The following is a 25,828-nucleotide window of genomic DNA, read 5'->3' as shown; positions in this document are numbered from 1 at the left end:
AAATATAAGGTTAAAATAAAGTAAAACCTAACATCGCAATTTTATGAGAACATTAATTAAAAGCACGTTGCTTCTGTTGTTTATGATGCCAATGAGCTTTTTTGCACAATCTACGATTAGCGGAATTATCACCGAAAGGGATACCGGCATGCCCATACCGGGTGCTAACGTAGTGATCAAAGGTACCATGACAGGTACTACCACAAATTTTGACGGGGAATACACTCTGGAAGGAGTAAATCTTGATGATGTGATCGTTGTATCATATATTGGATTTGCCACTCAGGAGATCCCTTTCACCGGGCAGCAAACAATAAACTTTCAGTTACAACCAGATACCGCCATTCTTGAAGAAGTAGTACTAATTGGATATGGTAGTACCCGAAGACAGGATGCAACCGGTGCGGTAGAGCAGATATCTACTGAAGATTTTAACCGCGGAGCAATTGTTTCACCTGAACAGCTTATCGCAGGTAAATCTGCCGGGGTAAGAATTACTTCAGGAAACGGACAACCGGGAGGCGGAGCCCAGATAAGGATCCGTGGAGGTTCTTCCCTTTCTGCCAATAACGATCCACTTATTGTAGTTGATGGTTTGCCATTAGACCAAAGAGGGGTTCAGGGAGTAAGGAACCAGTTAAATGCTATTAACCCTAATGAAATTGAGGATTTCGTAGTATTAAAAGATGCTTCGGCAACTGCAATTTACGGTTCCAGGGCTTCTAACGGGGTTATTCTTATTACCACCAAAAAAGGTAAAAAAGGAGCTGACCTTACTTTAGAATATGATTTAAAAGCTTCTGTAGGAACAGTTACAGATTATGTGGATGTACTTGACGCTACTCAATTCAGAAATCTTATAGAATCTGTGGAAGGTACAGATTTGGGATTGTTAGGTGAAAGCGATACAGACTGGCAGGACGAGATCTATCAAACTGCCGTGGGAGCGATACATAACTTCACAGTAGCGCAGGGATTTGAAAATTTCTTTTACCGTATCAATTACAATAATACAACTCAGACAGGGGTATTGAAAAAAGACCTTTATGAAAGAAATGCCCTTAATATGGCATTGAATACAGACCTGCTGGACAACACATTAAAACTGACTTTAACGACTAAGGCCAGTATTGATGCCAATCATTTTGCCGACCAGGGTGCTATTGGATCAGCCGTGGCTTTTGATCCTACACAGCCGGTTTATGATCCAACAAGTCCTTTTGATGGCTTTTTTGAATTCCGTAACGCAAACGATGAAGCTCTTACACAGGCGACCCGCAACCCGGTTGCTTTGTTACAGCAAAGAGATGCCGAAGGAGAAACAAAAAGGGTAATTTCTAACTTTAATGTTGACTATCGTTTGCCATTTATTGAAGATCTGCGATTTAATTTAAATGCCGGTGTAGACTATGCAGAGAATGATGGTTTTAATTTTGTGCCTGTAACTGCTGCTACTGTAATACAGGAAATTCCAAATGAAGAGGTCTATGGTGGATTCAATAGAAATACTCTTTTAGATTTCTACTTTAACTATAAGCCTTACGTAGACGCAATTAGTACAAGTGTAGACCTTACCGCCGGTCACTCTTTCCAGGAGTTCTACAGCACCAGCCAGTCAAGATTTACAGAGAATAATGCGTGGGTAGAGAGAGAAAGATCGATTAATAGAAATGCTCTTGAATCTTATTTTGCAAGAGCCAGTTTTGATATTCTTGACCGTTACCTCATCTCCGGTAGCTACCGTATGGATGGCTCTTCCAGATTCAGTGAAGATAACCGCTGGAGTTCTTTCCCTGCAATTTCTGTAGGTTGGAAAATTAATAATGAGGCTTTCCTACAGGGTTCCAATGTAATTTCTGAACTAAAATTAAGAGCCGGTTACGGAGTAACGGGTAACCAGGAAATTGGAAATAATTACGGATATATCAGTTTCTTTACTCCAAGTGTACAGGGAGCCAGTTACCAGTTTGGCGACCGTTTTTATCAAACCCTTAGACCTGAAGAATTTGACGCAGATCTTAAATGGGAAGAGCTTCAAACCTATAACGTTGGTATAGATTTCGGTTTCTTTACCAACCGGTTCACCGGTAGTGTGGATGCTTACCATAGAACAACAGACGGACTTTTAGCTGTTGTCCCTGTTCCCGCAGGTTCCAACTTATCAGATCAACTGGTCACCAACGTAGGAGAAACTGTAAGTAAAGGTATAGAGGTGGGGCTTAACGCAGGAATTGTCAGGACAGATAACCTGGATTGGAATGTAAATTACAATATAACCTTTGAGGATCTTGAGATCACCAGGTTGGATTTAGGTGAAAACCCAAACTTCTTCATCCCACAGGGAGGTATCAGTGGAGGAGTTGGTAATACAATTCAACTATGGAAAACAGGAATTGATCCTACTACTTTCTTCGTGTACAGACAGGTTTATGAACAAAACGGTGAACCTGTAGAAGGTGCCTATGTGGATGTTAATGGAGATAATGTGATCACTGAAGCCGACAGGCAGCCTTACAAAAAAGCAAGTCCTGATTTCTTTATGGGATTAACCAATAACTTTACCTATAAGGATTTTGATTTCAGCTTTACCTTTAGAGGAAGTTTTGGAGGTTATATGTACAACAACACTCAATCCAGTAGTGGATTTAGAACTGCGGGTACAGTCACCCCACAACCATATTACTCCAATTTCAACGTTAACGTACTTGAAACTAATTTTCAGAACAGTCAGTTTTTCTCAGATTACTATGTGAGAAGTGCTGATTTCGTAAAACTGGATAACATTTCGGTAGGATATTTAGTTCCGGGTGACAAAGTAGATTTCAGAGCTACTTTAACTGCGACCAATGTTTTGACCATTACAGATTATGAAGGACTTGATCCTGAAATCGCGGGAGGAATTGACAACAATTTCTATCCAAGACCAAGAACTTTTGTATTGGGACTTAACCTTCAATTTTAAAAAATAAGACTATGTATAATAAAGTAAAATCATTCTTTCTCATTTTCCTGAGCCTTACCATTTTGGGGGCCTGTGAGAGTGAATTGGACTTGACACCAGAAGATAACCGGGAAGGTCCCGATCAAATCTTTCAGGACGCTGAAGCCTATAAGCAATTCCTGGCCAAATTATATGCTGGTCTCGCAGTAAGCGGACAGCAAGGCCCGGCAGGTAACCCCGATTTAATAGGATTGGACGAAGGTTTTTCTCAATATCTGCGCCTTTACTGGATGCTCCAGGAATTACCTACAGAAGAAGCGGTAATTGGCTGGAACGATGGAACCATTCTTACGCTGCACGGTCATACCTGGACCTCTGGTAATGAATTTATCAGGACAATGTACTCCAGGATCCTGTATCAGGTAGCTCAGACAAATGCTTTTATTCGTCAAACAAGTGATGCAGAACTTGACGCCTTTGGCATAGACCAGGCTAAACGTGAAGAAATTAAAGTATTCCGTGCAGAAGCCCGTTTCCTTAGAGCACTTAGTTATTACCACGCTCTTGACCTGTTTGGAAATCCTCCTTTCATTACGAAAGATGATCCGGTGGGGGCCTTTTTACCTGAGCAAATTAATCGGGCAGATCTTTTTCTTCATATCGAAAAAGAACTGAATGAAATTGTGGACGAGCTTGCTCCTGCTCCACATGCCGAGTATGGTAGGGCTGACCAGGCAGCGGCCTGGACATTATTAGCCAAATTGTACCTTAATAATGAGGTTTTTTTGAAAGACAAATCATCTGCAGTTGCCGATCCTAATGAGTTTAAAACCTCACAACAATATTTTGAACTGGCGGTGACTAATTCAGAGAAAGTTATTAATGCAGGCTATGCCCTCACAGAAGACTATCAGGATCTGTTCCTTGCCGACAATCACAGACCAGAAGTAAGAAAAGAGATCATTTTCCCTATCAGATTTGACGGTTTAAATACCCGATCTTTTGGAGGAATGACCTTCCTTATAAGAGCTGCAATTGGTGGCGACATGGACCCGGCAGAGTTTGGAGTTAATTCAGGATGGGGTGGTTTGAGAACTACACCTGAATTTGTAAATCTATTCCCCGGCGGGGCAGATTCTGAGGATGAACGCGAAATGTTCTTTACTGACGGACAGAGTCTTGAAATCAATGATATTACAAGGTTTAATGATGGGTATGCGGTTGCCAAATTCCGTAACGTAACCAGTGAAGGAGTTGCCGGATCTGATCCAACAGGAGAACATCCCGATACAGATTTTCCATTGTTTAGGCTAGCCGATGTTTACCTAATGTATGCTGAAGCCGTTTTACGTGGTGGTGGCGGAAGTCAAGCCCAGGCTGTTACTTATATCAATGATCTTAGAGAACGAGCTTATGGTGATGACAGCGGTGATATTTCATCGAATGAACTTAACCTAAATTTCATTCTGGCCGAAAGAGGCAGGGAATTGTATTGGGAAGCGCACCGTCGTACAGATCTTGTTAGATTTGGGCAGTTCACTACTCAAGGTATTTGGGCCTGGAAAGGAAATGTTCCGCAGGGAACTACAACTGCAGGATTCAGGGATATATATCCAATTCCCGCATCAGATCTAGGTGTAAATACCAAATTAACTCAAAATCCAGGATACTAATTATAAACTTAGAACAATGAAAAAACTTTCAATATTAATATTTGCTTTAGTTGCTCTTACAGGCTTTAATTCCTGTACTTCAGACGATGATGTGGTTTTCATAGCACAACCAGATCCAGAGGGAATCTCTTTTATCAATACATTTTCTTCGGTATATATTCTCACAAATTCAACCGCAGAAAACACCGTGGAAAGATTTATTTGGAATGAGATTGACCTGGATGTACCTACCAATATAAATTACGATCTATTGGGATCTACATCTCCAGATATGGCCGATCCTGTTTTACTTGGAAGTACAGCCGGAACAAACCTGGCGGTCAAAGTGAAACAATTGATGAACCTGGCTAAAGATGCAGGATTAGATAATGATCCAGCTACTGAAGCTCCCAACACCGGGACCTTGTATGTACAAGTTGTAGCTACTGCAGGTACAGGTGGTGAAATGGCCCACGCTTCTGAAGTACAACCTCTTAATGTACTTATTCCCGAAACTGCTGAAGAAGAAGATGAAGACCTTCGTGAGTTCTATTTAGTAGGTAACGCTACACCAGATAACTGGAATAACAATGGAAATAATACTCCTTTGTTTAGAGATGCCGAGAACCCGGACCTTTACTACTACACAGGAAGATTTGTTGCAGGTGAATTTAAATTACTTGAGGTTAAAGGTCAGTGGCAACCACAGTGGGGACTTGATAACGGACAGTTGACAAGCAGTGACATTCTTGGAGGTGATCCGGGAGCCTTCACAGTTGATTCTGAAGGTTATTACACCCTGACTGTCAATGCAGATGATATGACCTATTCTTTCGAGCCTTATGATGAAAGTGGAGCTGCAACATACAGCACCATTGGATTAATTGGACCTGCTCAATCTGGAGGTTGGGATTCAGATACTGACATGACACAATTGGATTTTGATCCGCACATCTGGTTCATTAATGACATCGAGTTAGCTGACGGTGAATTCAAATTCCGTGCAGATGATGATTGGACCGATAACTGGGGAGCTGCATCTGATGCTTTAAGTGGAAAGGCAAATTATGGAGCGGGTGATAACATGACAGCTACAGCAGGAGTTTATGACATCTGGTTTAATGACCTAACCGGAAGGTATATTCTTATTCCTCAAGCAGACGAATAAATCTTTAAAATTTCAAAAAGGCTGCTTCACGGCAGCCTTTTTTGATAAAATACTAGTTATATGAAAAATGAAAATTTAATCTTATCTCTGTTTGTTACCATGCTACTTTTTGCAGGGTGTTCTTCAGATGATGATACGGTTGAGACAGATCCAGGGGACAATGGTCAAACCCCACCCCCTACTGCTGAGTATTCACCTCTTGACTTATCGAACTACGATAATGGTTCAGGTGTAATGATGCAAGGGTTTTACTGGGATGTAGAACCTGCAGGAGAATGGTGGAATATATTGGCAGATAAGGTTGATGGTTGGGCAGATGTCGGAATAAACCGTCTATGGCTTCCTCCTGCTTCAAAAGGACAATCTGGTGGCTTCTCTATGGGTTATGACCCTTCAGATTATTTTGACCTTGGAGAATATATGCAACACGGGACCGTGGAGACCAGGTTTGGTTCAAGGGAAGAACTGGATAATCTAATCGAGACGGCTCATGCTAATGGTATAGAAGTGATCGCCGATATAGTTCTCAACCACAATTCTGGTGGCGGATTGGAGTATAACCCATACAGGGGCTACGATACCTACACCTTGTTTAATGAGGAAAATGGCAATGCTTCCGGCTTGTTTAACCGTGACTATGAAAATTTCTATCCCAATAGTACAAGTCCTAATGATCCCGGAAGTCTGTTCTTTGCAGAAACCAATCTTGATCATCACCAGGAATACGTTCAAAACTGGCTGTGGGAAGCAGATTATTCAGTAGCAAATTACTATAAGAATGAAGTGGGATTTGACGGCTGGAGATTCGATTATGTATTAGGTTTTGAATCGTGGGTAGTAGAAGAATGGATGGATGAAGTTGGTGGATTTGCTGTTGCCGAACTATGGGACGGAAATCCTAATGTCCTTAGAAATTATATTGAAGAAACAGGAGTAGCGGTGTTTGACTTCGCTACTTTTTATAAACTCGATGAGGCATTTGACAGGTATGATGACCTTACCTATCTTACAGGAGATATGGTATGGCAAACTCATCCAGAAAAAGCAGTGACCTTTACTGCCAATCATGACACCGAAAAGGATGAAAACGAGGACAATTTCATAGCTATGGAAAATAAGCTGAAAGCTTATGCTTTTATCTTAACCCATCCCGGATATCCTACTATATTTTACTCAGATTACGAGAACCAACAGTTCCAGGAGCAGCTTAATCAATTAATTCTTATCAATAACACAATAGCCACGGGAGATGTAGAAGTACTTTATGTAGATGACGACGAATATATCATGAAAAGAGCTCGTACTCCATCAAATCCCGGTTTGATCCTGTACATAAATACTAATGGTAATGCAAAGATCAAAGAGAATATTGATACAGATTGGAATCTGGCAAGACTAATGGACTATAGCGGAAACATTGACTACAGTCCAATGACAGATAAAGACGGGAATGTTTCTTTACGTGCACCTGCTAATGGATTTGCAGTTTATTCTATTATGAAACAGGAATAAAATAAATTTGAAAATAGAAAGCCGATCAATTTTGATCGGCTTTTTGTTTTTACATACACTTTATTCCCACCTGTACTCCAAAAAGTAAACCAGTTGCATTCTTCAGAAATTTGGTCCATGAAAGTCAGTGATTTTACTGCCCACTAATCACTGCGAACAGCGCACTTTTCCTGCTCACTGATCACTGATCACTGATCACTCAAATTATTCCAGTCTCACTGAAATAATTCCAACTCCATGCTCCTCCTGTTGTTCTGCTTCAGTCAGGCCGGGACCGATAGAAAACTGCAGATTTTCGGCATTTTTCATGGCGAAGGGCTTCTGAATATTATGTTCAAAATACAGCGGCAAAAATGTAGGATACGGCCGCGGCAGAGTTACCGTTTTAACCGGCTCCAGGGAATTAAGGTCTATCTCATATTCCTCCACCTGAGGCTGCAATTCAATGACCTTTCCAAAAGACCGCCCGTTACTCATCACCAGTGCCACCTGTAGCTTCACCGGCTTTTCATTTAGCGCCCGACCTTTTAGCACCAGCTTCTTTTTATTTTGCAGAGCATCACTTCTCCCCTCCACTTTTCGGTTAAAATTGTATCTGAAAGAAAAATTATACACAGGTTCGGCATTCAAATTTTCGGGATCCACTTCAAAGAGGTTTTCGACATTCACCTGATATTCTGCCTCGCCGGGTTTTGCTGTAGGGACTGTATTTATTGTCGGCAACCATCTTCTCACCACATCATCGGAATCTTCTGCAGCGCTGAAAAGATACACCGGAGCCTCCTTTTTTGGAATAGCTGTCTTATAAGGTGCATCGGGATCAAAATCCCACTGACCGGGATTGCCCTTTTTACCACCAGGAAAGGTGTTTGTGCCTTCGGAAGTAGTAACGATAATACGGTACTCTAAAAAGCCATTTTTGAGCAGCTTTTCCGGAACCTGCGCAGCATATGTGTAAGGTTTTATTTGCTGAAGTTGCATACTTTCATAAATATTCCCGTTCCTAAACCATGCTTCTACCCTCTCAATACCTTCATTTGAGATGATTTCTGCTGAAATCTCATGTGGAGTAGCTTCTGTAAGCGAAGGAAGTGGTTCGTGAACCAGGTAAGTCCTATCCACAGTCCTTTCAGGAGCTACAAAAGCCCTGAGATTTTCCTCGCTCCAACCGGAATATGAAGACTTGCTTTTTTTGCCCTTTTTGGAGAGTAAGTAAGTGCCAGGTTCTACAGCAAAATTGTTTCCGGTAACAGATTTTGTTACTTCATTCCCTCCATTAAGACCGGAAACAGTAAAAGCTGATCCGAGATCTGTAAGATCTATACTCATCTCCCACTCCGAATGATTGATAACCGCCAGAGTTTTCTCAAGACTGTTATTTCCGAAAGGATTTTCTACCAAAATCGCATCTGGCATTACTTCCAGCCTCCATGCGCCATTTTCCAGTTTATCAAGAAAGTAGGCTCCTTTTCCTTCATATTTCACAACGGGAGAACTTCCGAAACCGGCAATCTGCTTGAGCTTTTTCTGATCTTTTGGGCGGGTTTCAGTTGTATTGGTGTAGATTAATTTTTCAGCGGAATTCATTTCAGCAAGATCTTTTTCATAGCTAATGCTGAAGTTTCCGAAGTTGAGATTTGCAGGATAAGCTCCCAGATCCTTATTCATTGGCAGATTCCTGAAGATCTCGCCGCTTATCATCAATGCCAGCGCTTTCGAGGGCGTGTAGGCGAGGTTCATGTAATGAGTGTCGTATTCTGTGTTGTATGGCGCCAGGAAAGTAGGATCATAGGCGAAATGAGTGCCTATCTGTATCCCCGCCTGCCTGAAGCTACGCGCCATTGCGGGATACATGTAACTCTTCATCACATCTGCCGCGTCAAATTCGTAAACAAGTTTTGCCAGTCCGTATTCCTCCCACACATCCTCAAAAGGAATTTTGTAATTGTTCACGTTTGGCAAAAGGTTTCCTTTCAGCTCTTTTCCAAAGCCCAATCCTGTAGGATACCATTGGAAAGTACCGCCATCTATTCCCGCTTTAGCATAGGTTTCGGCGAGATGAACGCTGTGGGTAACGTTATAAAAGATCGGCTTTTTGGTGCCGGTAGATTTTATGGATGCAATCATGCGCCCGATGAACTCCTGCACCTTCTCCGGACTCTCCCTGTGGTGTGGCTCGTTGCTGACTTCAAAGGCGATAACATTTGGCTCATCTTTGTAAGCGATTCCGGTGTAGGAATTCACATGATTAAGGAACTGCGCGAGGTAATTCTCCTGTGCTTTAATGGCTTCAGGATGTACCAGGCTTCCTTCTTTACCGTATTTATGGGAGAAGCCCGGAGTTTCCATATCAGGTTCAGGCCAGCCGCCTCCCCAATAAGCTATGGGAGTCAGCACGAAATTGATGCCGCGGTCCTTAAGTTCTTTGATCAAAAAATCAAAATGATCGAGCTGCTCATTTTGTAGCAGATTGCCTTCTGCATCACTAATTTCGGTATCCCAGATGTGGATGCGGTAAAGATCAAAACCCAGGCGGGAAAAATGATAAACATCCTCCTGCATAGCCTTCTTGATATCTACTCCCATCTTTTGACCGCTCCTGAAGGCGTGGGCAAAGGGAACTGAATAATTCACTCCAAAACCTTTCACCTCCTGCTTGTTATGGCCCCAGCGCATCACGCCCCTGTCATCGACATAAACATCTCCTTTTTTGTCATTTTTGACAGTCTGTGCAAAAGCATTATTTCCGGCGATTATAAATGCGGAGAGTAACAAAAGGTATTTTACTGAAATTTTCATCTGAAATTATTTTATAACCATGCTGGTTGACGGCAAATCTTCTGCCGTTGCCTCAATCTTCACCGGGTCTCTAAAATCTTTTGTCCTTAGTAGAATTGTGGCTATTCCTACTTCGGAAGCAGTTGGATTTTCCCCAATCAGCTCTGCATTTTCACCACCTGTTATTCTGAAAGTTACAGGATTAGCTGCGGTATGAACCAGATCTCCATTTTCATCCAGTATTCTCGCATACACGAATACAACATCTGAAGTTTCCCTGGCAATCTCTTTTCCTGAAACATCTATCGAAAGTTCAATTTTTGAAGCCTTACCCGGCGTCCTGACAATATGTGTAGCTACTTCCTTGCCGTTGATAAATCCTACCGCTCTTAATTCTCCGGGAGTAAATTCTGAAAGAGAGAATTTGTAAGGTGGATACCATAACTCATCTGAAAAAGCATCCCTCTCAGGTTTTTTTCTTTCGATAAGTTGATCGTTCAGGTACAAAGCTACTTCTTCTGTATTGCTGTAAACTGTAATATCTGTAGTGGAATTTGGCTGCCAGTAATTCGCAATGTAGACCATTGGTTCTGAAAAGTCCCCGCTATTTGGTGGCTTCTGACTTTTATAAAAATAGTAGCTGAATTTCGGGATTCTAAATATATCTGAAATTCCCGATGCTTCAAGATCATCGGCATAACCACGGTTGTAATCGAACATCAACCAGTTGGACATGCCAATGGTCTGTTCCCCTTTTAAGTTAGAATTTGTTGCTTCCTGAAAATTCAGCGCCTGCTGTAAAAGCCTTTTTTCACCGGCTCCTCTTAGTTGCCGACTCGTGCGCTCCTCTTCCTGAAGATCTGCGAATGCCTTCTGGTTAAATCCGGCATTTTGTGCGTAATACTCCCAGTCCCCATATTCAGCAATAAGAATAGGACAATCGGGTTTGTTATAGTCATTCCAGTAAGACGGTGGTTTCGCGTGCTGCCGTGCGGGAATAAAAAGGTCGTACGCGGGGTGATCCATCCATCCGGCACTAAAGGTATTTTCATAAGGTAATTCGGCCTTTAAGACTTTGTTTGCCTTTAGGATAAATTCATCTGTCATTCCGGATTCATTCAGGGAATTCTCCCAGAAAACTACACTGGGGTGATTGCGGTCGCGGCGCACCATGTCTTTCACATCCTGCAGTGCATTTTCCACAAATTCTCCTTCTTCATAATATTGCCAGCCGGGAATGGCATTCATCACCAGCAATCCCAGCTCATCACAAGCCTCTAGAAAGGAGGTGGCGTGAGGATAATGGGAAAGGCGCACGAAATTAAAGCCGGCTTCCTTTATCTTATAAGCGTCGCGGTAATTGGCTGCGTCTGAAATGGCATAACCAACATAAGGATATTCCTGATGCCTGTTGGTCCCATTAATGAATAATTCTTCCCCATTAAGGTAGAATGCCGTACCGGTGAGTTCAATTTTCCTTATTCCTGTTTTTATGCTCATTTCATCCAGGACTTCTTTGCCCGACAAAATTTCCACTCGCAGCTCATAGAGATTTGGATCATCTGGGGACCACAGCTGCGGATCTTCAACTGCTATTTCCTGAATAAAATGTCGATCTCCTCCGGAAGACACATTTTGCACAGGTGTCAAAAATGTCATTTTTGAGCCCTCTTCTGAAGTAAGGGAAGTACGGATTTGCAGCTCTTCCGCAGTTTCAGAATTATTGCGCACGTGTACTTTTACAAATCCTGAAGCTCTTTCAGCCGAGACTTCATCAAAATGCACAAGTTTTCCGCCGCCATTGACCTCTTCGGCATGAACAGCATCGGTTATGTGAATTTCATTGGTCTTTATGAGCTGTACGTTGCGGTAAATTCCGCCGTATAAATTGAAATCCAGATCAGCAAGAGGTTTACCGGGAGGAATTGTGGAATTATCAATGTTGATCACCTCTACTTCAATTGTATTTTCTGAATTATTTATGAGGTGAGGAGTCGCGTCTATGGTAAAGGGCAGGTATCCTCCTTTGTGGATCCTTACCAGAGAATCATTTATATTTATTCGGGCTTCCTGCATTACCCCTTCAAAATGAAAGAAATACTTTTGATTTTCCCGGAGGTCAACATTGAAGTTTTTCCGGTAAAGAGAAGTTCCCTGCCACTGGTCATTTACAATAAGAGGTTCAATTTTGACCGTGTGGGGCAGAAAAACAGTATCCCAGTCGTCGGTTTGGTAAGTTGTAGTTTCGAGACGCTGAAACTGCCAGTCATTTCCGAAGTTAATAACTTCCCGGGAAACTTGCTGTTGCCCCCCTACTTTTTTAGAGCGAGGTAGGGGCTGGCAACTAAAAAAAGTAAGGGTTAAACAGACAAAAATGATACATTTCAACTGTTGCAGCATACAGCAGTTTATTAAATGTAAATATTACCATTATTTTTGAATTCCGGAAATTTTTTTTCCAAAATCTGCAGCAAAATTTTCAATTACCAGATTTCGAAATCGTAACCTTTTTCGGTGAGTTTTTTATACCGGTTATGATCGAATTTATAGAGATAAGCACCTCGTTTTGAAGAGGTCTTGTCCTTCTCATCAAGCTTTACAAGCACATTATGAGAAAGTACTTTTTTCCTGAAGTTACGGGCATCAAGTGGCTTCTGAAAAATAGCTTCATAAACACTTTGAAGTTGAGGAATAGTAAATTTTTCGGGAAGCAATTCGAATCCTAAAGGTTGGATGCGTGCTTTTTGTTTGAGCTTTTCCAAAGCCTCCTTTACCATTTGGTTATGATCGAGCACCAAATCTGGTAATTCTTCTACATCAAACCATTCGGCACCATGCTCTTTCACCAGCTTCCTGTCGTAGTCACTGAGCCGGATTAGAGCATACTGACCTACCGAAATACATCTGAATCCCGGATCCCTGTCTGCCGCGCCATACACCTTCAACTCTTCCATGTACACATTTTTTAAACCTGTGATCTCCTCCAAAACACGTTCAGCAGCTGTGGACACATCCTCATCCAGTTTCACAAAACTTCCTATTAAAGACCATTCTCCCGCTAAAGGAGAAACTCGTCTTCTAAAAAGTAGCAGCTTTAAATTACCGGAATCGAATCCAAAAATGATACAGTCTGTAGCCACGTACATCTTATCATTTTGTTTATACAAATCCTGGGGTACAGATTCAAATTCCTGCTTTTCTTCGTACATTGATGATGGTGTTAGTTGTGTACAAAAAAACCACTTTTTATTGGAATAAAAAATGAACGTACAATTTACATTTATTATCTTTGAGATGATTTAAAATGGGAACTTTGGAAACAAGAGACAATATGATTCCTGAAATTTTCAGGAACTTCAGGAAAGAATTTACTGTATTTGCACCGGGACGGATCAATCTTATTGGAGAACATACAGATTACAACAATGGATTCGTTTTGCCTACAGCAATAGATAGAACAATTAAAATCCATTTTGCCGCTAACTCCACCCCTTATCAATCTAACGTTTACAGCCAAACTTTAAATCGATCCTTTTCGTTTGATCTAAGAAAGATAGCCAGAAGTGAACATCAATGGGAAAATTATATTTTGGGGGTAATAAATGAGATTCAGAAAAGGGGAAAATATCCTGAAGGTTTTGATTGCATTATAGAAAGTGATTTACCGGTAGGTGCAGGGATAAGCTCTTCAGCTGCCCTTGAATGCGGGATAGCTTATGGTCTTAATGAATTATTTAACCTGGATCTATCGAAGGAGATCATCGCAGAACTCTCCCGCGATGCAGAGCACAATTATGTGGGCACCAAATGCGGGATAATGGATCAATACGCATCTGTTCTGGGCAAAGAAGGACATCTCATCCTTCTTGACTGCCGTAGCCTTGAGGCAACTTATGTTCCTGCAGAATTCGAAGATCATAAGATCCTGCTGCTTAATACCATGGTTTCCCATAGCCTTGCCTCCAGCGAATACAACACCCGCAGGAAAGAATGTGATAACATTGTAGCCATGATTAATGAAAGATATCCTGAAGTTCGTTCCCTGCGGGACGTGAATCTAAAGCGACTACAGGAATTCAAAGAAAATATTTCAGAAACCCTTTACAAAAGAGCTCATTATGTGATTGCTGAAAATGACCGGGTATTAAAAGCTGTAGAGGCTATAAAATCCGGAGATCTTGATCACTTCGGTTTGTTAATGTACGCCTCACATAAAGGCTTGCGGGATAATTACGAGGTTAGCTGCCCCGAACTGGATTTCCTGGTCGATTTTTCTACAGACTATGATGCTGTCAAAGGAGCACGCATGATGGGAGGTGGTTTTGGAGGCTGCACTATCAATTTGATAGAAGAAGATGCCATAGACGATTTTGTTCAGAAAGCTTCGGAAGCTTATGAGCGCAAATTTAATATTATCCCCGAGGCAATTATAGTTTCCCCGAGTAAGGGAACTTATATCAGAAAAAACTAGAGTACTATGTCAGGAGAATTTAATCAACATCCTCACAGAAGATATAATATCCTAACGGGAGAGTGGATTCTAGTCTCTCCACACAGAACCAAAAGACCCTGGCAAGGGCGACTTGAAAAAGTAGCAGGTGAAGAAAGGCCTTCCTATGACGCAGATTGCTTCCTGTGCCCCGGAAATAAGCGTGCGGGCGGCGAGGTCAATCCAGATTATACAGACCCTTACAGTTTTCAAAATGACTTTTCGGCCCTGCTGTCCGAAGGTCCCGGAGAAGAAATAAACGACGGATTATTAAAAGCCAGTTCAGAAACAGGAATTTGTAGGGTTGTGTGTTTCCATCCCGATCATTCCCTGACTTTACCCCTCATGGAGACTGCCGACATTGTAAAGGTGATCCAAAAATGGAAAGAAGAATATAAAGATTTGGGAAGTCGTGAAGATATTAATTATGTTATGATCTTCGAGAATAAAGGTGATATGATGGGTTGCAGCAATCCGCACCCGCATGGACAAATTTGGTCTCAGCTTTCAGTGCCGGTAGAAGTGCAAAAGAAGTCTGAAAATCAAAAAGCTTACTGGACCCGGAATAAAAAAAGTCTGCTGGGAGAATATCTGAAGCAGGAACTGGAGTTAAAGGAACGCATCGTTCTGAAAAATGATCATTTCGTTGTCCTTGTGCCCTATTGGGCAGTCTGGCCATATGAAACTATGATCATTCCCCGCCGACAAATGCAGCATATTGGTCAGCTGAATTCTGAAGAAGAAAAAGCCTATGCCGAAATTCTGAAGCAGCTTACCATTAGATATGATAATTTGTTCCAAACCTCCTTCCCCTACTCCTCGGGAATTCATCAACAACCTACAAATAGCCGGGATTATCCTGAATGGCATTTCCACATGTCTTTCTATCCGCCGCTGTTGCGTTCCAAAACAGTGAAAAAATTCATGGTAGGCTACGAACTTTTCGCCGGACCACAAAGAGACATCACCGCCGAACAGGCTGCGGAGACTTTAAGAGAGCTTCCGGAGAAATATTACCTCAACAATGATCAATGAGCAACTAACAATTAGCAATGAATAATAATTTGCAATTAGCAGACAGCAAGATCTCCCGGAAAATTTGACTTCATAAAATTCAAGAACATGAACTATTTTATATTTCACACAGAGAGCACGAAGAGCCAATAAAGCTCACAAACCTGTGTAAATTTTAAACCGTTACTTTCCGCCTATTACCCCACTTTGGAACTTGTTGCCTGGAATTTGGAATTTCCACACACCTTGAACCTTGAACTTTAAACTTTGAACCCGGAATCCGCTCCGCGGTTTACCAAAACATCGCATATAGCATCACCAGGATAAGACAGATTGCAAAGGCTCCTATATTAAATGCAGGTCCTGTTTTGAATAAACCTTTGGTAATAACAATGGACTTCTCCTGGTTCTTTCCTTTGCCTTCAAAATAACTAATGCCCACCATCACAAGCATTGTGAGTATCCACGTAAGGAACATTTGATGCATGAACGGAAACTCCACAAACAAAGGATTATCAATCCAGTCATTCGGTCCTACCTTGAAGTATAAAGCTATAGGTATCGAGGCAAGTACCCCCCAAATAGCGGCATTATTAGTCGTTTTCCTCCAGAAGAGACCTAGCATAAACACCGCCAGGATCCCCGGACTTACTACTCCGGTATATTCCTGAATATATTGGAAAACCTGTCCCAAACTCTTCAACTGGGGAGCAAGGAATACTGCAATTACCAGTGCAAGAGTCGCAGAGATCCTTCCCACTTTGACAAGGTTTTTCTCTGAAGAACCTCTTTGGAAGTAGGGCTTATAAATATCCATTGTAAAGATCGTAGCAGTGGAGTTAAGCATGGAAGCAACAGAGGATACAATTGCAGCCGCAAGAGCTGCCAGCACCAATCCTTTAAGCCCTACCGGAATAAATTCCTTGATAAGCCATGGAGCTGCATTATCGTTTATAATTCGGCCGCCTTCTGCAATGAAGGAAGGATCTGTAAATTCAGGGCCAAATGCTCCTCCGGGCCCGGTGTTAAGAACGTATGCAATGATTCCCGGGACTACAACGATCAGCGGTAAAAGCAGCTTCAGGAAACCGGCAAGAATGATCCCCTTTTGAGACTCCTTAAGATTTTTTGCGGCAAGGGTACGTTGGATGATATATTGATTGAATCCCCAATAATATAAATTGGCAACCCACATCCCGCCAAGCAGTACTGCAAGGCCGGGAAGATCCCACCAGGCATCTTTGCCATTTGGTGTAATGATCTCTCCCTGCTCAAGGATCATGGAAAATTTCTCGGGAACCTGGTCATAGATAGCTACTATTCCATCAATAACTCCTCCACTCTCTGTTACATGTGTAAGACCGATAAAAGTGGTAATTAGACCTCCCAGGATCAACAAAACTACCTGTACAACATCTGTCCATGCCACTGCCGAAAGTCCGCCGTAAAGCGAATAAGCTGCTGCGAACATCGCAAGACCAAGTACAGAATACATAAAGATCGAACCGTCACCGTCTCCAATTATGGTATCAAGCGCGGTAGCTCCCAGGTAAAGTACAGAGGTAAGGTTGACAAAGATGAAAAGCGCGATCCAGAATACAGCAAGAATGGTTTTCAAGTTCGTACCATAACGCACTTCAATAAATTCAGGAATGGTATATAATTTCTTCTCTATGAAAATGGGTAGGAAAAATTTTCCGACTATAATCAGAGTCAGAGCTGCCATCCATTCATAGGAGGCAATAGCCAGGCCTATAGCAAATCCGGACCCCGACATTCCAATGAATTGTTCTGCAGAGATGTTCGCAGCAATAAGAGAAGTTCCTATGGCCCACCAGGGCAGTGATTTTCCCGCCAGAAAATAATCTTCAGAGGTTTTTCCCTTTCCCCGGGAAACCCAAAGACCTATACTTATGATCATTAACGCATAGGCAGCGAAAATTATCTGATCAAGGAGCGCAAATTCCATACTTAAAAGTTGAAGAGTGTATATTCATTTTCAGCCTTTAGAACCGGAACTTCTTTGAAATCTGCCGATTCTAAAAGTTTTGTTAAATATAAAATTTTACAGAATAAATGTAAGAGCTACTTTTTAAAAGTTATGAACCGAAGTTGAATTTCCAACTGGTCATATTCTTAAAGATTTATCCGGGTTTTAGCATTACAGATGGAAAATTCGGATTATGAGGTGCATCGGGAAATTTCTGAGTTTCAAGACAAATTCCCGGCCGTCTATCCGCTACTACAGTACCATACTCCCATTGTGCAGGTAGTGATGGCGGCACGTAAACGACTACAGCAGGTTGATTGGTCTCCACTTGAAGAGTTATCGGGCTGTCACTTTTAAGAACAATTCGTCCATTTTCTTTTGGGGAGAACACCGTGTCGAGTTCAAGTGTTCCGATTTCTTTTGAACTACGAAATCGACTCCTTTCCCTTCAACCGGACGCAGTTTGCCTGTGGGAACATTCCTGGTATCGACCTCCAGTACCTCTTCGGCAGGAATTTCCAGTTTATGGGTATTTATACTTCCGTGGCGGTTTATGGCCGTTTAAATTGAAATAGGTGTGGTTGGTTAGATTTACCACTGTTACTGTGACGGTTTCAGCAGTATATTCCACGTCAACAACGTTGATTTCGGTTAGCGTATATTTCACCTGAACCTGAAGATTACCCGGGTAGCCTTCTTCTCCATCTGGCGAAAAATATGAGAGAACGACAAAAGGTAGTTCTCCCTCACCAATTTCCTGTATTTCCCAGAACTTATCTGAAAAACCGTATTCACCTCCGTGAAGATGCATTCCTTCCCTTGCGAAAAGAGGAAAATTTTTCTCGTTAACTTTAAAAATTTTCGTTTGAGATCCTGCCGGCATGCCTACCTAAAGAAGCTCCAAAATGTTTGCCTTCTGCAAAATAAGCTTCCGTCAAGTAATCCTTCGGATTCTTAGGACCCACTACCACATTGGTCTTACCATTTAGCTCGAGACTAAAAACACTGGCCCCGAAATTCAGGATTTTAAGGATGGTGCCATGAGTATTTTTCAAAACCACCACCTCTAAGGCTTCCCTTACTTCAGGATCTCTCACGCAGCCTTCTCTTTTTCCACCCATTCCACTACCATTTCTTCAAGAACATTAAGAGGTACGGAACCATTGCTGAGAATTATATCGTGGAACTCTTTAATATCGAAGTTGTCACCCAATTCTTCTTTGGCGTATTCCCGAAGCTCAAGAATTTTATTCATCCCAATTTTATAGGCAGTAGCCTGGCCGGGCATTACAATATGACGTTCCACCATTTTAATGGCATCACTCTCGGCATTAGGAGAATTCTGAACATAAAAATCAATCGCTTCTTCCCGTGTCCATTGTTTTTCATGAATTCCGGTATCTACCACTAATCTTATTGACCTCCAAAGCTCCATTGCCAGTCTGCCGAAATCTGAATATGGATCCTCGTACAATCCAATTTCCGTGGGCAAAATTTCACTGTATAAGCCCCAGCCTTCTACATAGGCAGTAGTGGTCTCCAGTTTCCTGAACATGGGCAGGTTGTCGAGCTCCTGGGCAATTGCCAGCTGCATATGATGTCCCGGAATTCCTTCATGATAGGCCAGAGCTTCCATTTGATAAACCGGCATCGCCTTCATATCGTAAAGGTTTGCATAATAAATTCCGGGCCGGGAACCATCTATGGCGGGCTGTTGATAAAACGCCTTACCTGCACTTTTTTCCCGGAATGGCTCTACTGCTTTTACTACAATATCTGCTTCGGGTTTCGTTAGGAAAAGCTCATCCAGTCTGCCTTTCATATTATCGATGATCTCCCTTGCTTCGGCTAAATATTTTTCTTTACCTTCGGGAGTATTCTGGTAGTAAAACTGCTCATCGTCCCTCATGAATCTGAAAAAGTCCTGCAGACTTCCTTCAAACCCAACAGCCTTCATGATCTCCTCCATTTCTTTATGGATCCGGGCAACTTCATTTAGACCGATCTGGTGAATCTCTTCTGCAGAAAGATTAGTGGTCGTACTTCTCTTTAAGGCAACTTCATAAAACTTTTTCCCTTTGGGTAATTTCCATACCCCGGCATCTGCGGTAGCTCGCTGCCGCTGATCTTCCATTTTTGCTATCAGCTTTTCATAGGCAGGTTTTACAGCAGTGAGCAGCACTTCCTGGGCCTCCAGCACGAGATCAGTCTTTTCTGAAGAAGGAATATCCAGTTTTTCAACCTTTTCCTTAAAATCCTGAAGCAAAGTACTGGCTTCAGCCGATTTTTCAAAAGGTCTTCCCTTAAGAAGGTTTCTGGAAGCTTCGATAGTATGTGCAAATACAAATTTTGGAGGCACTATATGATTCATTTCCCTCAATTCCATAGCTTCGGTCACTTCATCCACTACCCTGGGAATCCCTGCCAGCCGTTCTAAATATGCCCTGGCATCACCAACAGAGTCTATCTTATGCATGTTTATCAAAAAAGCCGGAAGCTGCGCATGCACCCCAAACATCTGATTTACCGGATAATTATAGAACCTATAATCATAATCTTCGATCTCCTCCTCAAGATTTTGCCGGTAAAGCCTGTAGCTTAGAGCATCCTGCCCTCTTAAAGCTTTGGCATCAATGGAATTCTTTAGAAATTCGAGGCGTCGTTTTGCTTTTTTAAGATCTTCTGCATGTCGCAAATGGGAAAAGCTATCCCAGGAACCGTAATCTTCTTTAATACCCAGACGGGTTTGCATCATGGGGGAATCCTCCAGATCTGTTTGAAATTCTTCTTCAAAAAAAGTGTTTAGCCTGGCAGATTCCTGTTCAATTTCTTCGGAAGTATAACTATTTTCTTCTGAGCTTTCCCTACATCCAAAAAGATTAAGGAAGACCAGCAACAAAAGAAAAGTCTTTAAATATCTTAAGTTCATAATCAAATGTTTCAGCTGTTTTACAGCCTGTGAAATGTAATAAAAAAACATTTTTTTTGAGCCAGTAAAAGCCCTCAAAAATGTCATTTTAGAAGATCTTCTATTTATTCAAGCACACTAAAAATAATCTCGGAATCATGAAAGACTTTGTGTGTCTGCTTCTGAAAATCTTCTTTTTCAGCTTTGAAAATATTGTCGACGTATGTCTGTGGATTCCTGTCAATTAACGGAAACCAGGTACTCTGCACCTGTATTTGCAGTTTATGACCTTTCTTGAAAGTATGATGCACATCCTGAAGCTGAAAATTTACAGCAGTCTTCTTATTAGGCTCAAAAGGTTCGGGTTCAGAAAAGCTGTTTCTGAATCGGCCTCGTATCACCTCACTTCTTACCATCATGTGATAGTTACTCATGGAAAGATAATCCTGTGTCTCTTCGTAATCTTCTGCATCGGCAGGATGGACATCAATGATCTTCACTACCCAGTCGGCAGCGGTTCCGGTGGTGGCAACATTCAACTTTGCCAGAACTTCTCCTGCCAAAGTAAGATCTTCTTTAAGCACCTCTGTTTCATATACGAGAACATCCGGCCTCCGGGCTGCAAAACGTTGATCATCTGTCATGTACTTTCGTGGGGTGAAGCTAATTTTAATATCTTCAGAGTACGGTACCGGCTTATTGGGATCACTTACAAATTCTTCGGCACCATCAGCCAATGTAGGCAGATCCACGGTCCCCTCTACAAGTTGTTCATTGTTTCCAAGGAAATAATTCTTTTTTACCGCATTTTTGGGAGGCCAGGCCTCGTAAGATTTCCATTCATGAAGACCGGTGTCGAACATATAGGCTTCAGGCAAGGCTACAGAACCATCTCCTTTACCCTTTAAAAAGTGGTTAAAAAATACAGTTTCAATATCCTTTTGATAATTAGCAGAAATGTCATCACCAAAATATATATTCCCTATTGCCTGTCTTTTCCTGTTGCGGGACCAATCCCCATGGCTCCAGGGTCCCATCACCAGCATATTGAAGTTATTGCTGTTCTTCTCAATAGACTTATAAATATTAAAAGGACCATAAAGATCTTCGGCATCAAAAAGACCTCCTACAACCATCACGGCAGGTTTTATATTTTTCATATGTTGAACTATACCGCGTGACTGCCAGAATTCGTCATAATCTGGATGTTCCTTTAGCTGTTGCCAGAAAACATTGTCTTCTCCATAATATTTATCGAGGTTCTTAAGTGGACCTGCATCCATAAAGAACTGATACTGATCTTTTGTTCCCAGGTCGGGCAAAGAATACCAGGCAGTATCGCTGGGGGTGGTTTTTTCATGGCCAAATAAGGCTGTTGCCCGCCAGTAACTCAAAAAATATGCTCCATTATGATGGAAATCATCAAAGAAAAAGTCTCCTATTGGAGCCTGCGGGGATACAGCTTTAATTGCCGGATGTTCTGCCAACAAAGCATATGCTGCATAAAAACCGGGATAGGAAATTCCCCAGAGTCCAACGTGACCGTTATGATTTTTTAAATTTTTCACCAGCCATTCAACGCTATCGTAGGTATCACTGGCTTCATCGACCTGCTTTCCCTTTTTATTGGGAATGAAGGCCCGCATGTTATCATATACACCTTCGCTCATCCAGCGGCCTCTAACATCCTGGTACACGAAGATGTTCCCCTCTTTCATAAGTTGTTGATTGGGTCCCAGAAGAGATCTGAATTTTCCTTCTCCATAAGGCCGGGAGCTGTAAGGAGTCCTGGTCATGAGGATCGGGTATTTTTTTGAAGTATCTTTAGGAGAATAGATAGTGGTGTGAAGTTTTATTCCATCACGCATGGTGATCACCACCTCCTGCTTGTTGTACTGGTCTTTAACATCAAAGCCGGTTTCGTTCTGTGCGTTTCCCGGTTTCCCTGTTATTAAAAACAGGAAGGAAATAAATAGTAATCTGGAAAATTTCATCTGGAGGATTTTTATAAAGGCCCTAATATAGAAATTCCCTTCAAAAATAAAGGCTTACCTGCTCCTGCTATTTTCAAACTCTGCCACTCCTTCTTCCAGCCATTCCCTAAATTCATCTGAATCAGGTGTATAGCCCACCGGCTGATTCAGCATATTCATATCCTCATCCAGAAGTACATAAAACGGCTGAGAATTATTTTTAAAATTAAGCGTCTGGAAGGTGGCCCATTTGTCACCAATAGTCTTGATCTCCTTTACGCCACCCCCGGGTTTCTGGTAGTTGAACCTTTGATCTTCGGGAAGTGATTTCCGGTCATCAACGTAAAGAGAGATAAGGATAAAATCTTCCTGCATGATCTTAAAAACAGCAGGATCGCTCCACACCTGCTCTTCCATCTTTCGACAGTTCACACATGCCCACCCGGTAAAGTCAAGAAGAATGGGTTTACTTTCTGCCTTTGCTGCTGCAACACCTTCGTCAAAATCTTTGTAGGCCTTTAGACCTAAAGGTCCCTCTGTTTCCTTCTCGTAAATACTGTAGAACAAAGGCGGTGGGAATCCGCTTAGCAGCTTTAAATTGGCACTGGGAGTATTTGTAAGACCGGGAATCAGGTAGCCAACAAAGGCGAGGGTTATGATCCCCATAAAGATCCTTCCTTTACTAAGTTTAGTTTTAGGCCCGTCGTGAGGAAAACGTAGAATTCCGAAGAGATAAAGCATAAGACCAATTCCCACGAGTATCCAGATCCCAATAAATATTTCTCTTTTTAAAATTCCCCAATGCTCCACCAGGTCGGCATTAGAAAGAAATTTAAAAGCCAGCGCCAGTTCAATGAATCCTAACACCACCTTCACAGAATTAAGCCATCCTCCACTCTTTGGCAGAGAATTGAGCCAGTTAGGAAATAAAGCAAAGAGCGCAAAGGGAAGTGCCAATGCCAGCCCAAATCCTCCCATTCCGAAAGACAGTTGTGTAGCACCACCATCTGTGGTGAGGGAACTTCCAAGTAGAGATCCGAGAATAGGACCTGTACAGGAGAAGGATACTATTGCAAGGGTGAGCGCCATAAAGAATACCCCGAGAATTCCGCCAAAGCTCGATGCCTTATCATCCATTTTGTTGCTCCATGAACTTGGTAAGGTGATTTCATAGTATCCAAAAAATGAAAATGCAAAGAAGATGAAGATCAGGAAGAAAATGACATTGAGTGTGGTATTGGTGGAAATATTATTTAAAATTTCGGGATCTACAGAGTCGAGCAGGTGAAATGGCAAACTGAGTAGAAGGTAGATAGCAAAGATGAAAACTCCATACATAATTGCATTTACAAGTCCTTTTTTCCTTGTTCTGGCTCCTTTGGTGAAAAAGGAAACCGTAAGCGGTATCATTGGAAACACACAGGGAGTAAGCAAAGCAATAAGGCCTCCAACGAAGCCAAGGAAAAAAATAGTGGTATAGCCACTGCTCTCCTCCTCTTCCAGTGCCACTCCGCCAACACCCTTAACATCTATATTTAAAGCTTCGGTTAGCTGTTGATCCTTATCTGAAACTTCAAGATTAGTAAAGCCTTCAACAATCTTATTGTCTTCTATGGAGATAGTAAAACGCTGCGTATCTGGCGGGAGACATTTTTCATCATCACAAACAGAGTAGTAAACTTCTGCCGTGATTACCAGGTCCTGGGGATCAAAGACTTTTATCTTTTGCCGGAATTCTGCTTCATTTTCAAAATAGGTGATATCTGCCTCAAAAACTGCATCGTATTTAGCAGGAACATCGGGCTCTTCTGTACTTCCCAATAATTCATATTTCCCCGAAGCTTCTGTATAGGTAAAAGCAGTGGGTATTGGTGCAATTTCAATATCTACTACTTCCTGAGAATACAAATGCCAGCCGCGTTCTAAAAATGCCGTAAAAACCAGCGTATATATTGAATCATTTTCCTTCTCTAAACCGGCCTCCCATTTTATGGGATCTTCAATACCCGATCCAAGATTATTAGGATCGAAAATTTGTGCCTGGGCTGAAAAAAAACTCGTAATGAAAAGGAAAATAACGGCCGTAATTCTCATGGTGTAAAACTTATTCGTAATATCTTTTTAGTGTTAGCATCAACAGCAAATCGTGCATCAAATCGATACCCTATTACCCAAATGATCTTTTCTCCGGAACAGAGTAACCAACAATTTTCTTTTTGCGGCAAAGATAGCTTCTCATCCTTAAAATATTTGCTCAGCTTCTTTTTACCCTGCATCCCGAAGGGATAAAAGTAGTCGCCCCGCTGCCATTTCCTTACAGTTAACGGGTATTCCGGTTTTGCAACATCAATGAAAATTATCTTTCCTTCTTCCTCCTTTAATTCCTCAACCTGCTCAAAATGAAATGTTCCCATTGGCAGCATCACCACTTCTTCACCTTCCTTTATCTGGTAAATTTTATCGTTTTTTTCCGGAATTACCGTAAGCAAAAGACTTTCCCTGTCCCGAATTAGCCTGTGAGTTCGGGAATAAACTATCTTACCCGGCTGGGCATCTATAAGGCAATGAACATCATCCCATTCTGTAAAGCCGAAAGATTTGAAAAGTGCGTAAAGTACAGACTTAAGATTGGGAAGCGTTTTTAGCATTTTTATACTAAATGAATAACCATAATCTTCCTCCCTGGCTATTTGCGGAAATAAAGCAGACATGTAGTCTTCAATTAACATCGAACTTTGCTGAAGATGACTTCGGGTTCTCCCGAAACTTTCCAATAGCTGCGGATTCAATTCCAGCAGTTTTGGAACGACTTCAAGCCTTACCTTATTCCTGAAATATTTTAAAGATTGATTGCTGCTGTCTTCGCGCCATTTCAGTTTGTTGTTATTGGCATAATTCTCAATATCTTCCCGTGTAAAAGGTAGTAAAGGACGAATCACACAGCCATTAAGATCGGGGATACCCGTTAATCCATCTAAACCTGTACCACGAATGAAATTTATCAATACCGTTTCCAGGTTATCATTGGCATGATGAGCTGTAAATATGTAATCAAATTGCAGGGTTTCACAGAGTTCGTTGAACCAGTTGTACCTCAGTTCCCGGGCTGCCATCTGTACAGAAATCTTTTTCTCTGCAGCATAGGCTTCAGTTTCAAAGCCTTCGATAAAAACGTCGGTATCGAGAGCATCAGCCAGTTCCATTACAAAATCTTCATCGCTATCACTTTCCTTTCCGCGTAAATTAAAATTACAGTGGGCAATAGCAAAATCGAGCTTGGCTTCCCGGCACAAATGTGCAAGAACCACACTGTCCACACCGCCACTCACGGCAACGAGGATACGCGAATCCTCCACTTTTCGGAATTGATCCTGTAAATGATTTTTAAAGGCTAACAGCATAG

At 41.8% G+C, this 25,828-nt stretch carries 15 protein-coding genes and 1 pseudogene; 6 read left to right on the top strand and 10 right to left on the bottom strand.

The features are described 5' to 3' along the window. Positions 1 to 43 precede the first annotated feature (43 nt). The 4 genes from G564_RS0100535 to G564_RS0100520 are packed head-to-tail and all read left to right on the top strand — an operon-like array spanning position 44 to position 7,273. Complete coding sequence (locus tag G564_RS0100535) at positions 44 to 2,962, top strand: SusC/RagA family TonB-linked outer membrane protein (protein ID WP_029035934.1); 2,919 nt, start codon at positions 44 to 46, stop codon at positions 2,960 to 2,962. Positions 2,963 to 2,973: 11 nt separating this feature from the next. Next, complete coding sequence (locus G564_RS0100530) at positions 2,974 to 4,614, top strand: RagB/SusD family nutrient uptake outer membrane protein (RefSeq protein ID WP_029035933.1); 1,641 nt, start codon at positions 2,974 to 2,976, stop codon at positions 4,612 to 4,614. A gap of 16 nt (positions 4,615 to 4,630) precedes the next feature. Then, positions 4,631 to 5,761: a SusF/SusE family outer membrane protein gene (locus G564_RS0100525; protein WP_029035932.1), complete on the top strand. Its 1,131-nt coding sequence runs from the start codon at positions 4,631 to 4,633 to the stop codon at positions 5,759 to 5,761. 60 nt (positions 5,762 to 5,821) lie between these two features. Then, entirely contained in the window at positions 5,822 to 7,273 is a 1,452-nt protein-coding gene (locus G564_RS0100520) for an alpha-amylase (RefSeq protein WP_029035931.1), read from the top strand. Between the two features lie 204 nt (positions 7,274 to 7,477). Here G564_RS0100520 and G564_RS18195 read toward each other — a convergent pair whose 3' ends face one another. From G564_RS18195 to G564_RS0100505, 3 genes are all read right to left on the bottom strand, one after another. Continuing rightward, positions 7,478 to 10,072: a cellulase family glycosylhydrolase gene (locus G564_RS18195; protein ID WP_051205206.1), complete on the bottom strand. Its 2,595-nt coding sequence runs from the start codon at positions 10,070 to 10,072 to the stop codon at positions 7,478 to 7,480. Between the two features lie 6 nt (positions 10,073 to 10,078). Then, positions 10,079 to 12,451, bottom strand: coding sequence for a glycoside hydrolase family 2 TIM barrel-domain containing protein (locus G564_RS0100510; protein WP_029035930.1), 2,373 nt, complete (start codon positions 12,449 to 12,451; stop codon positions 10,079 to 10,081). A gap of 83 nt (positions 12,452 to 12,534) precedes the next feature. Further along, positions 12,535 to 13,260, bottom strand: coding sequence for an NUDIX hydrolase (locus tag G564_RS0100505; RefSeq protein WP_051205204.1), 726 nt, complete (start codon positions 13,258 to 13,260; stop codon positions 12,535 to 12,537). A 104-nt stretch (positions 13,261 to 13,364) separates the two neighbouring features. Here G564_RS0100505 and galK point away from each other — a divergent pair, with 104 nt between their 5' ends. Continuing rightward, positions 13,365 to 14,522 (top strand): galactokinase, encoded by a 1,158-nt coding sequence (gene galK, locus G564_RS0100500; RefSeq protein ID WP_245583638.1) that lies wholly within the window; start codon positions 13,365 to 13,367, stop codon positions 14,520 to 14,522. A 6-nt stretch (positions 14,523 to 14,528) separates the two neighbouring features. Next, positions 14,529 to 15,575, top strand: a complete 1,047-nt coding sequence (locus tag G564_RS0100495; protein ID WP_029035927.1) for a UDP-glucose--hexose-1-phosphate uridylyltransferase — start codon at positions 14,529 to 14,531, stop codon at positions 15,573 to 15,575. A gap of 271 nt (positions 15,576 to 15,846) precedes the next feature. On the opposite strand, the gene G564_RS0100490 is transcribed toward G564_RS0100495, so the two are convergent. The 7 genes and pseudogenes from G564_RS0100490 to tilS all read right to left on the bottom strand — a co-directional run bounded on the left by G564_RS0100490 (position 15,847) and on the right by tilS (position 25,826). After that, positions 15,847 to 17,523 (bottom strand): sodium/sugar symporter, encoded by a 1,677-nt coding sequence (locus tag G564_RS0100490; RefSeq protein WP_029035926.1) that lies wholly within the window; start codon positions 17,521 to 17,523, stop codon positions 15,847 to 15,849. A gap of 175 nt (positions 17,524 to 17,698) precedes the next feature. After that, positions 17,699 to 18,355: pseudogene (locus G564_RS20825) on the bottom strand (aldose epimerase family protein). Positions 18,356 to 18,395: 40 nt separating this feature from the next. After that, positions 18,396 to 18,665 (bottom strand): aldose epimerase family protein, encoded by a 270-nt coding sequence (locus G564_RS20755; RefSeq protein WP_029035923.1) that lies wholly within the window; start codon positions 18,663 to 18,665, stop codon positions 18,396 to 18,398. Beyond that, entirely contained in the window at positions 18,638 to 20,473 is a 1,836-nt protein-coding gene (locus G564_RS0100470) for a DUF885 domain-containing protein (RefSeq protein WP_037373289.1), read from the bottom strand. Before G564_RS0100470 ends, G564_RS20755 begins: the two co-directional genes overlap by 28 nt. A gap of 104 nt (positions 20,474 to 20,577) precedes the next feature. Beyond that, positions 20,578 to 22,446: a CocE/NonD family hydrolase gene (locus tag G564_RS0100465; RefSeq protein ID WP_029035921.1), complete on the bottom strand. Its 1,869-nt coding sequence runs from the start codon at positions 22,444 to 22,446 to the stop codon at positions 20,578 to 20,580. A 54-nt stretch (positions 22,447 to 22,500) separates the two neighbouring features. Beyond that, on the bottom strand, positions 22,501 to 24,519 hold the full coding sequence (locus tag G564_RS0100460) for a protein-disulfide reductase DsbD family protein (protein ID WP_029035920.1): 2,019 nt from the start codon (positions 24,517 to 24,519) through the stop codon (positions 22,501 to 22,503). Continuing rightward, positions 24,516 to 25,826 carry a tRNA lysidine(34) synthetase TilS gene (gene tilS, locus G564_RS0100455; protein ID WP_029035919.1) on the bottom strand — a complete coding sequence of 437 codons (1,311 nt, stop codon included), beginning with the start codon at positions 25,824 to 25,826 and terminating at the stop codon, positions 24,516 to 24,518. Before tilS ends, G564_RS0100460 begins: the two co-directional genes overlap by 4 nt. Between the last annotated feature and the right edge of the window lie 2 nt (positions 25,827 to 25,828).

Origin of the sequence: Salinimicrobium xinjiangense DSM 19287 (assembly GCF_000423585.1) — a bacterium.
GTDB lineage: Bacteria > Bacteroidota > Bacteroidia > Flavobacteriales > Flavobacteriaceae > Salinimicrobium > Salinimicrobium xinjiangense.
The sequence above is the reverse complement of the archived record's forward strand: the minus strand, read 5'-3'. Positions and strand labels throughout refer to the sequence as shown.

Bases quoted from the DNA above. Each gene is read 5' to 3' on its own strand.
- G564_RS0100525 (WP_029035932.1), top strand. From the start codon at position 4,631: ATGAAAAAACTTTCAATATTAATATTTGCTTTAGTTGCTCTTACAGGC.
- G564_RS0100510 (WP_029035930.1), bottom strand. From the start codon at position 12,451: ATGCTGCAACAGTTGAAATGTATCATTTTTGTCTGTTTAACCCTTACT.
- G564_RS0100495 (WP_029035927.1), top strand. From the start codon at position 14,529: ATGTCAGGAGAATTTAATCAACATCCTCACAGAAGATATAATATCCTA.
- G564_RS0100505 (WP_051205204.1), bottom strand. From the start codon at position 13,260: ATGTACGAAGAAAAGCAGGAATTTGAATCTGTACCCCAGGATTTGTAT.
- G564_RS20755 (WP_029035923.1), bottom strand. From the start codon at position 18,665: ATGGGTGGAAAAAGAGAAGGCTGCGTGAGAGATCCTGAAGTAAGGGAA.
- G564_RS0100535 (WP_029035934.1), top strand. From the start codon at position 44: ATGAGAACATTAATTAAAAGCACGTTGCTTCTGTTGTTTATGATGCCA.
- G564_RS0100490 (WP_029035926.1), bottom strand. From the start codon at position 17,523: ATGGAATTTGCGCTCCTTGATCAGATAATTTTCGCTGCCTATGCGTTA.
- G564_RS18195 (WP_051205206.1), bottom strand. From the start codon at position 10,072: ATGAAAATTTCAGTAAAATACCTTTTGTTACTCTCCGCATTTATAATC.
- G564_RS0100520 (WP_029035931.1), top strand. From the start codon at position 5,822: ATGAAAAATGAAAATTTAATCTTATCTCTGTTTGTTACCATGCTACTT.
- G564_RS0100530 (WP_029035933.1), top strand. From the start codon at position 2,974: ATGTATAATAAAGTAAAATCATTCTTTCTCATTTTCCTGAGCCTTACC.
- G564_RS0100460 (WP_029035920.1), bottom strand. From the start codon at position 24,519: ATGAGAATTACGGCCGTTATTTTCCTTTTCATTACGAGTTTTTTTTCA.
- tilS (WP_029035919.1), bottom strand. From the start codon at position 25,826: ATGCTGTTAGCCTTTAAAAATCATTTACAGGATCAATTCCGAAAAGTG.
- G564_RS0100465 (WP_029035921.1), bottom strand. From the start codon at position 22,446: ATGAAATTTTCCAGATTACTATTTATTTCCTTCCTGTTTTTAATAACA.
- G564_RS0100470 (WP_037373289.1), bottom strand. From the start codon at position 20,473: ATGAACTTAAGATATTTAAAGACTTTTCTTTTGTTGCTGGTCTTCCTT.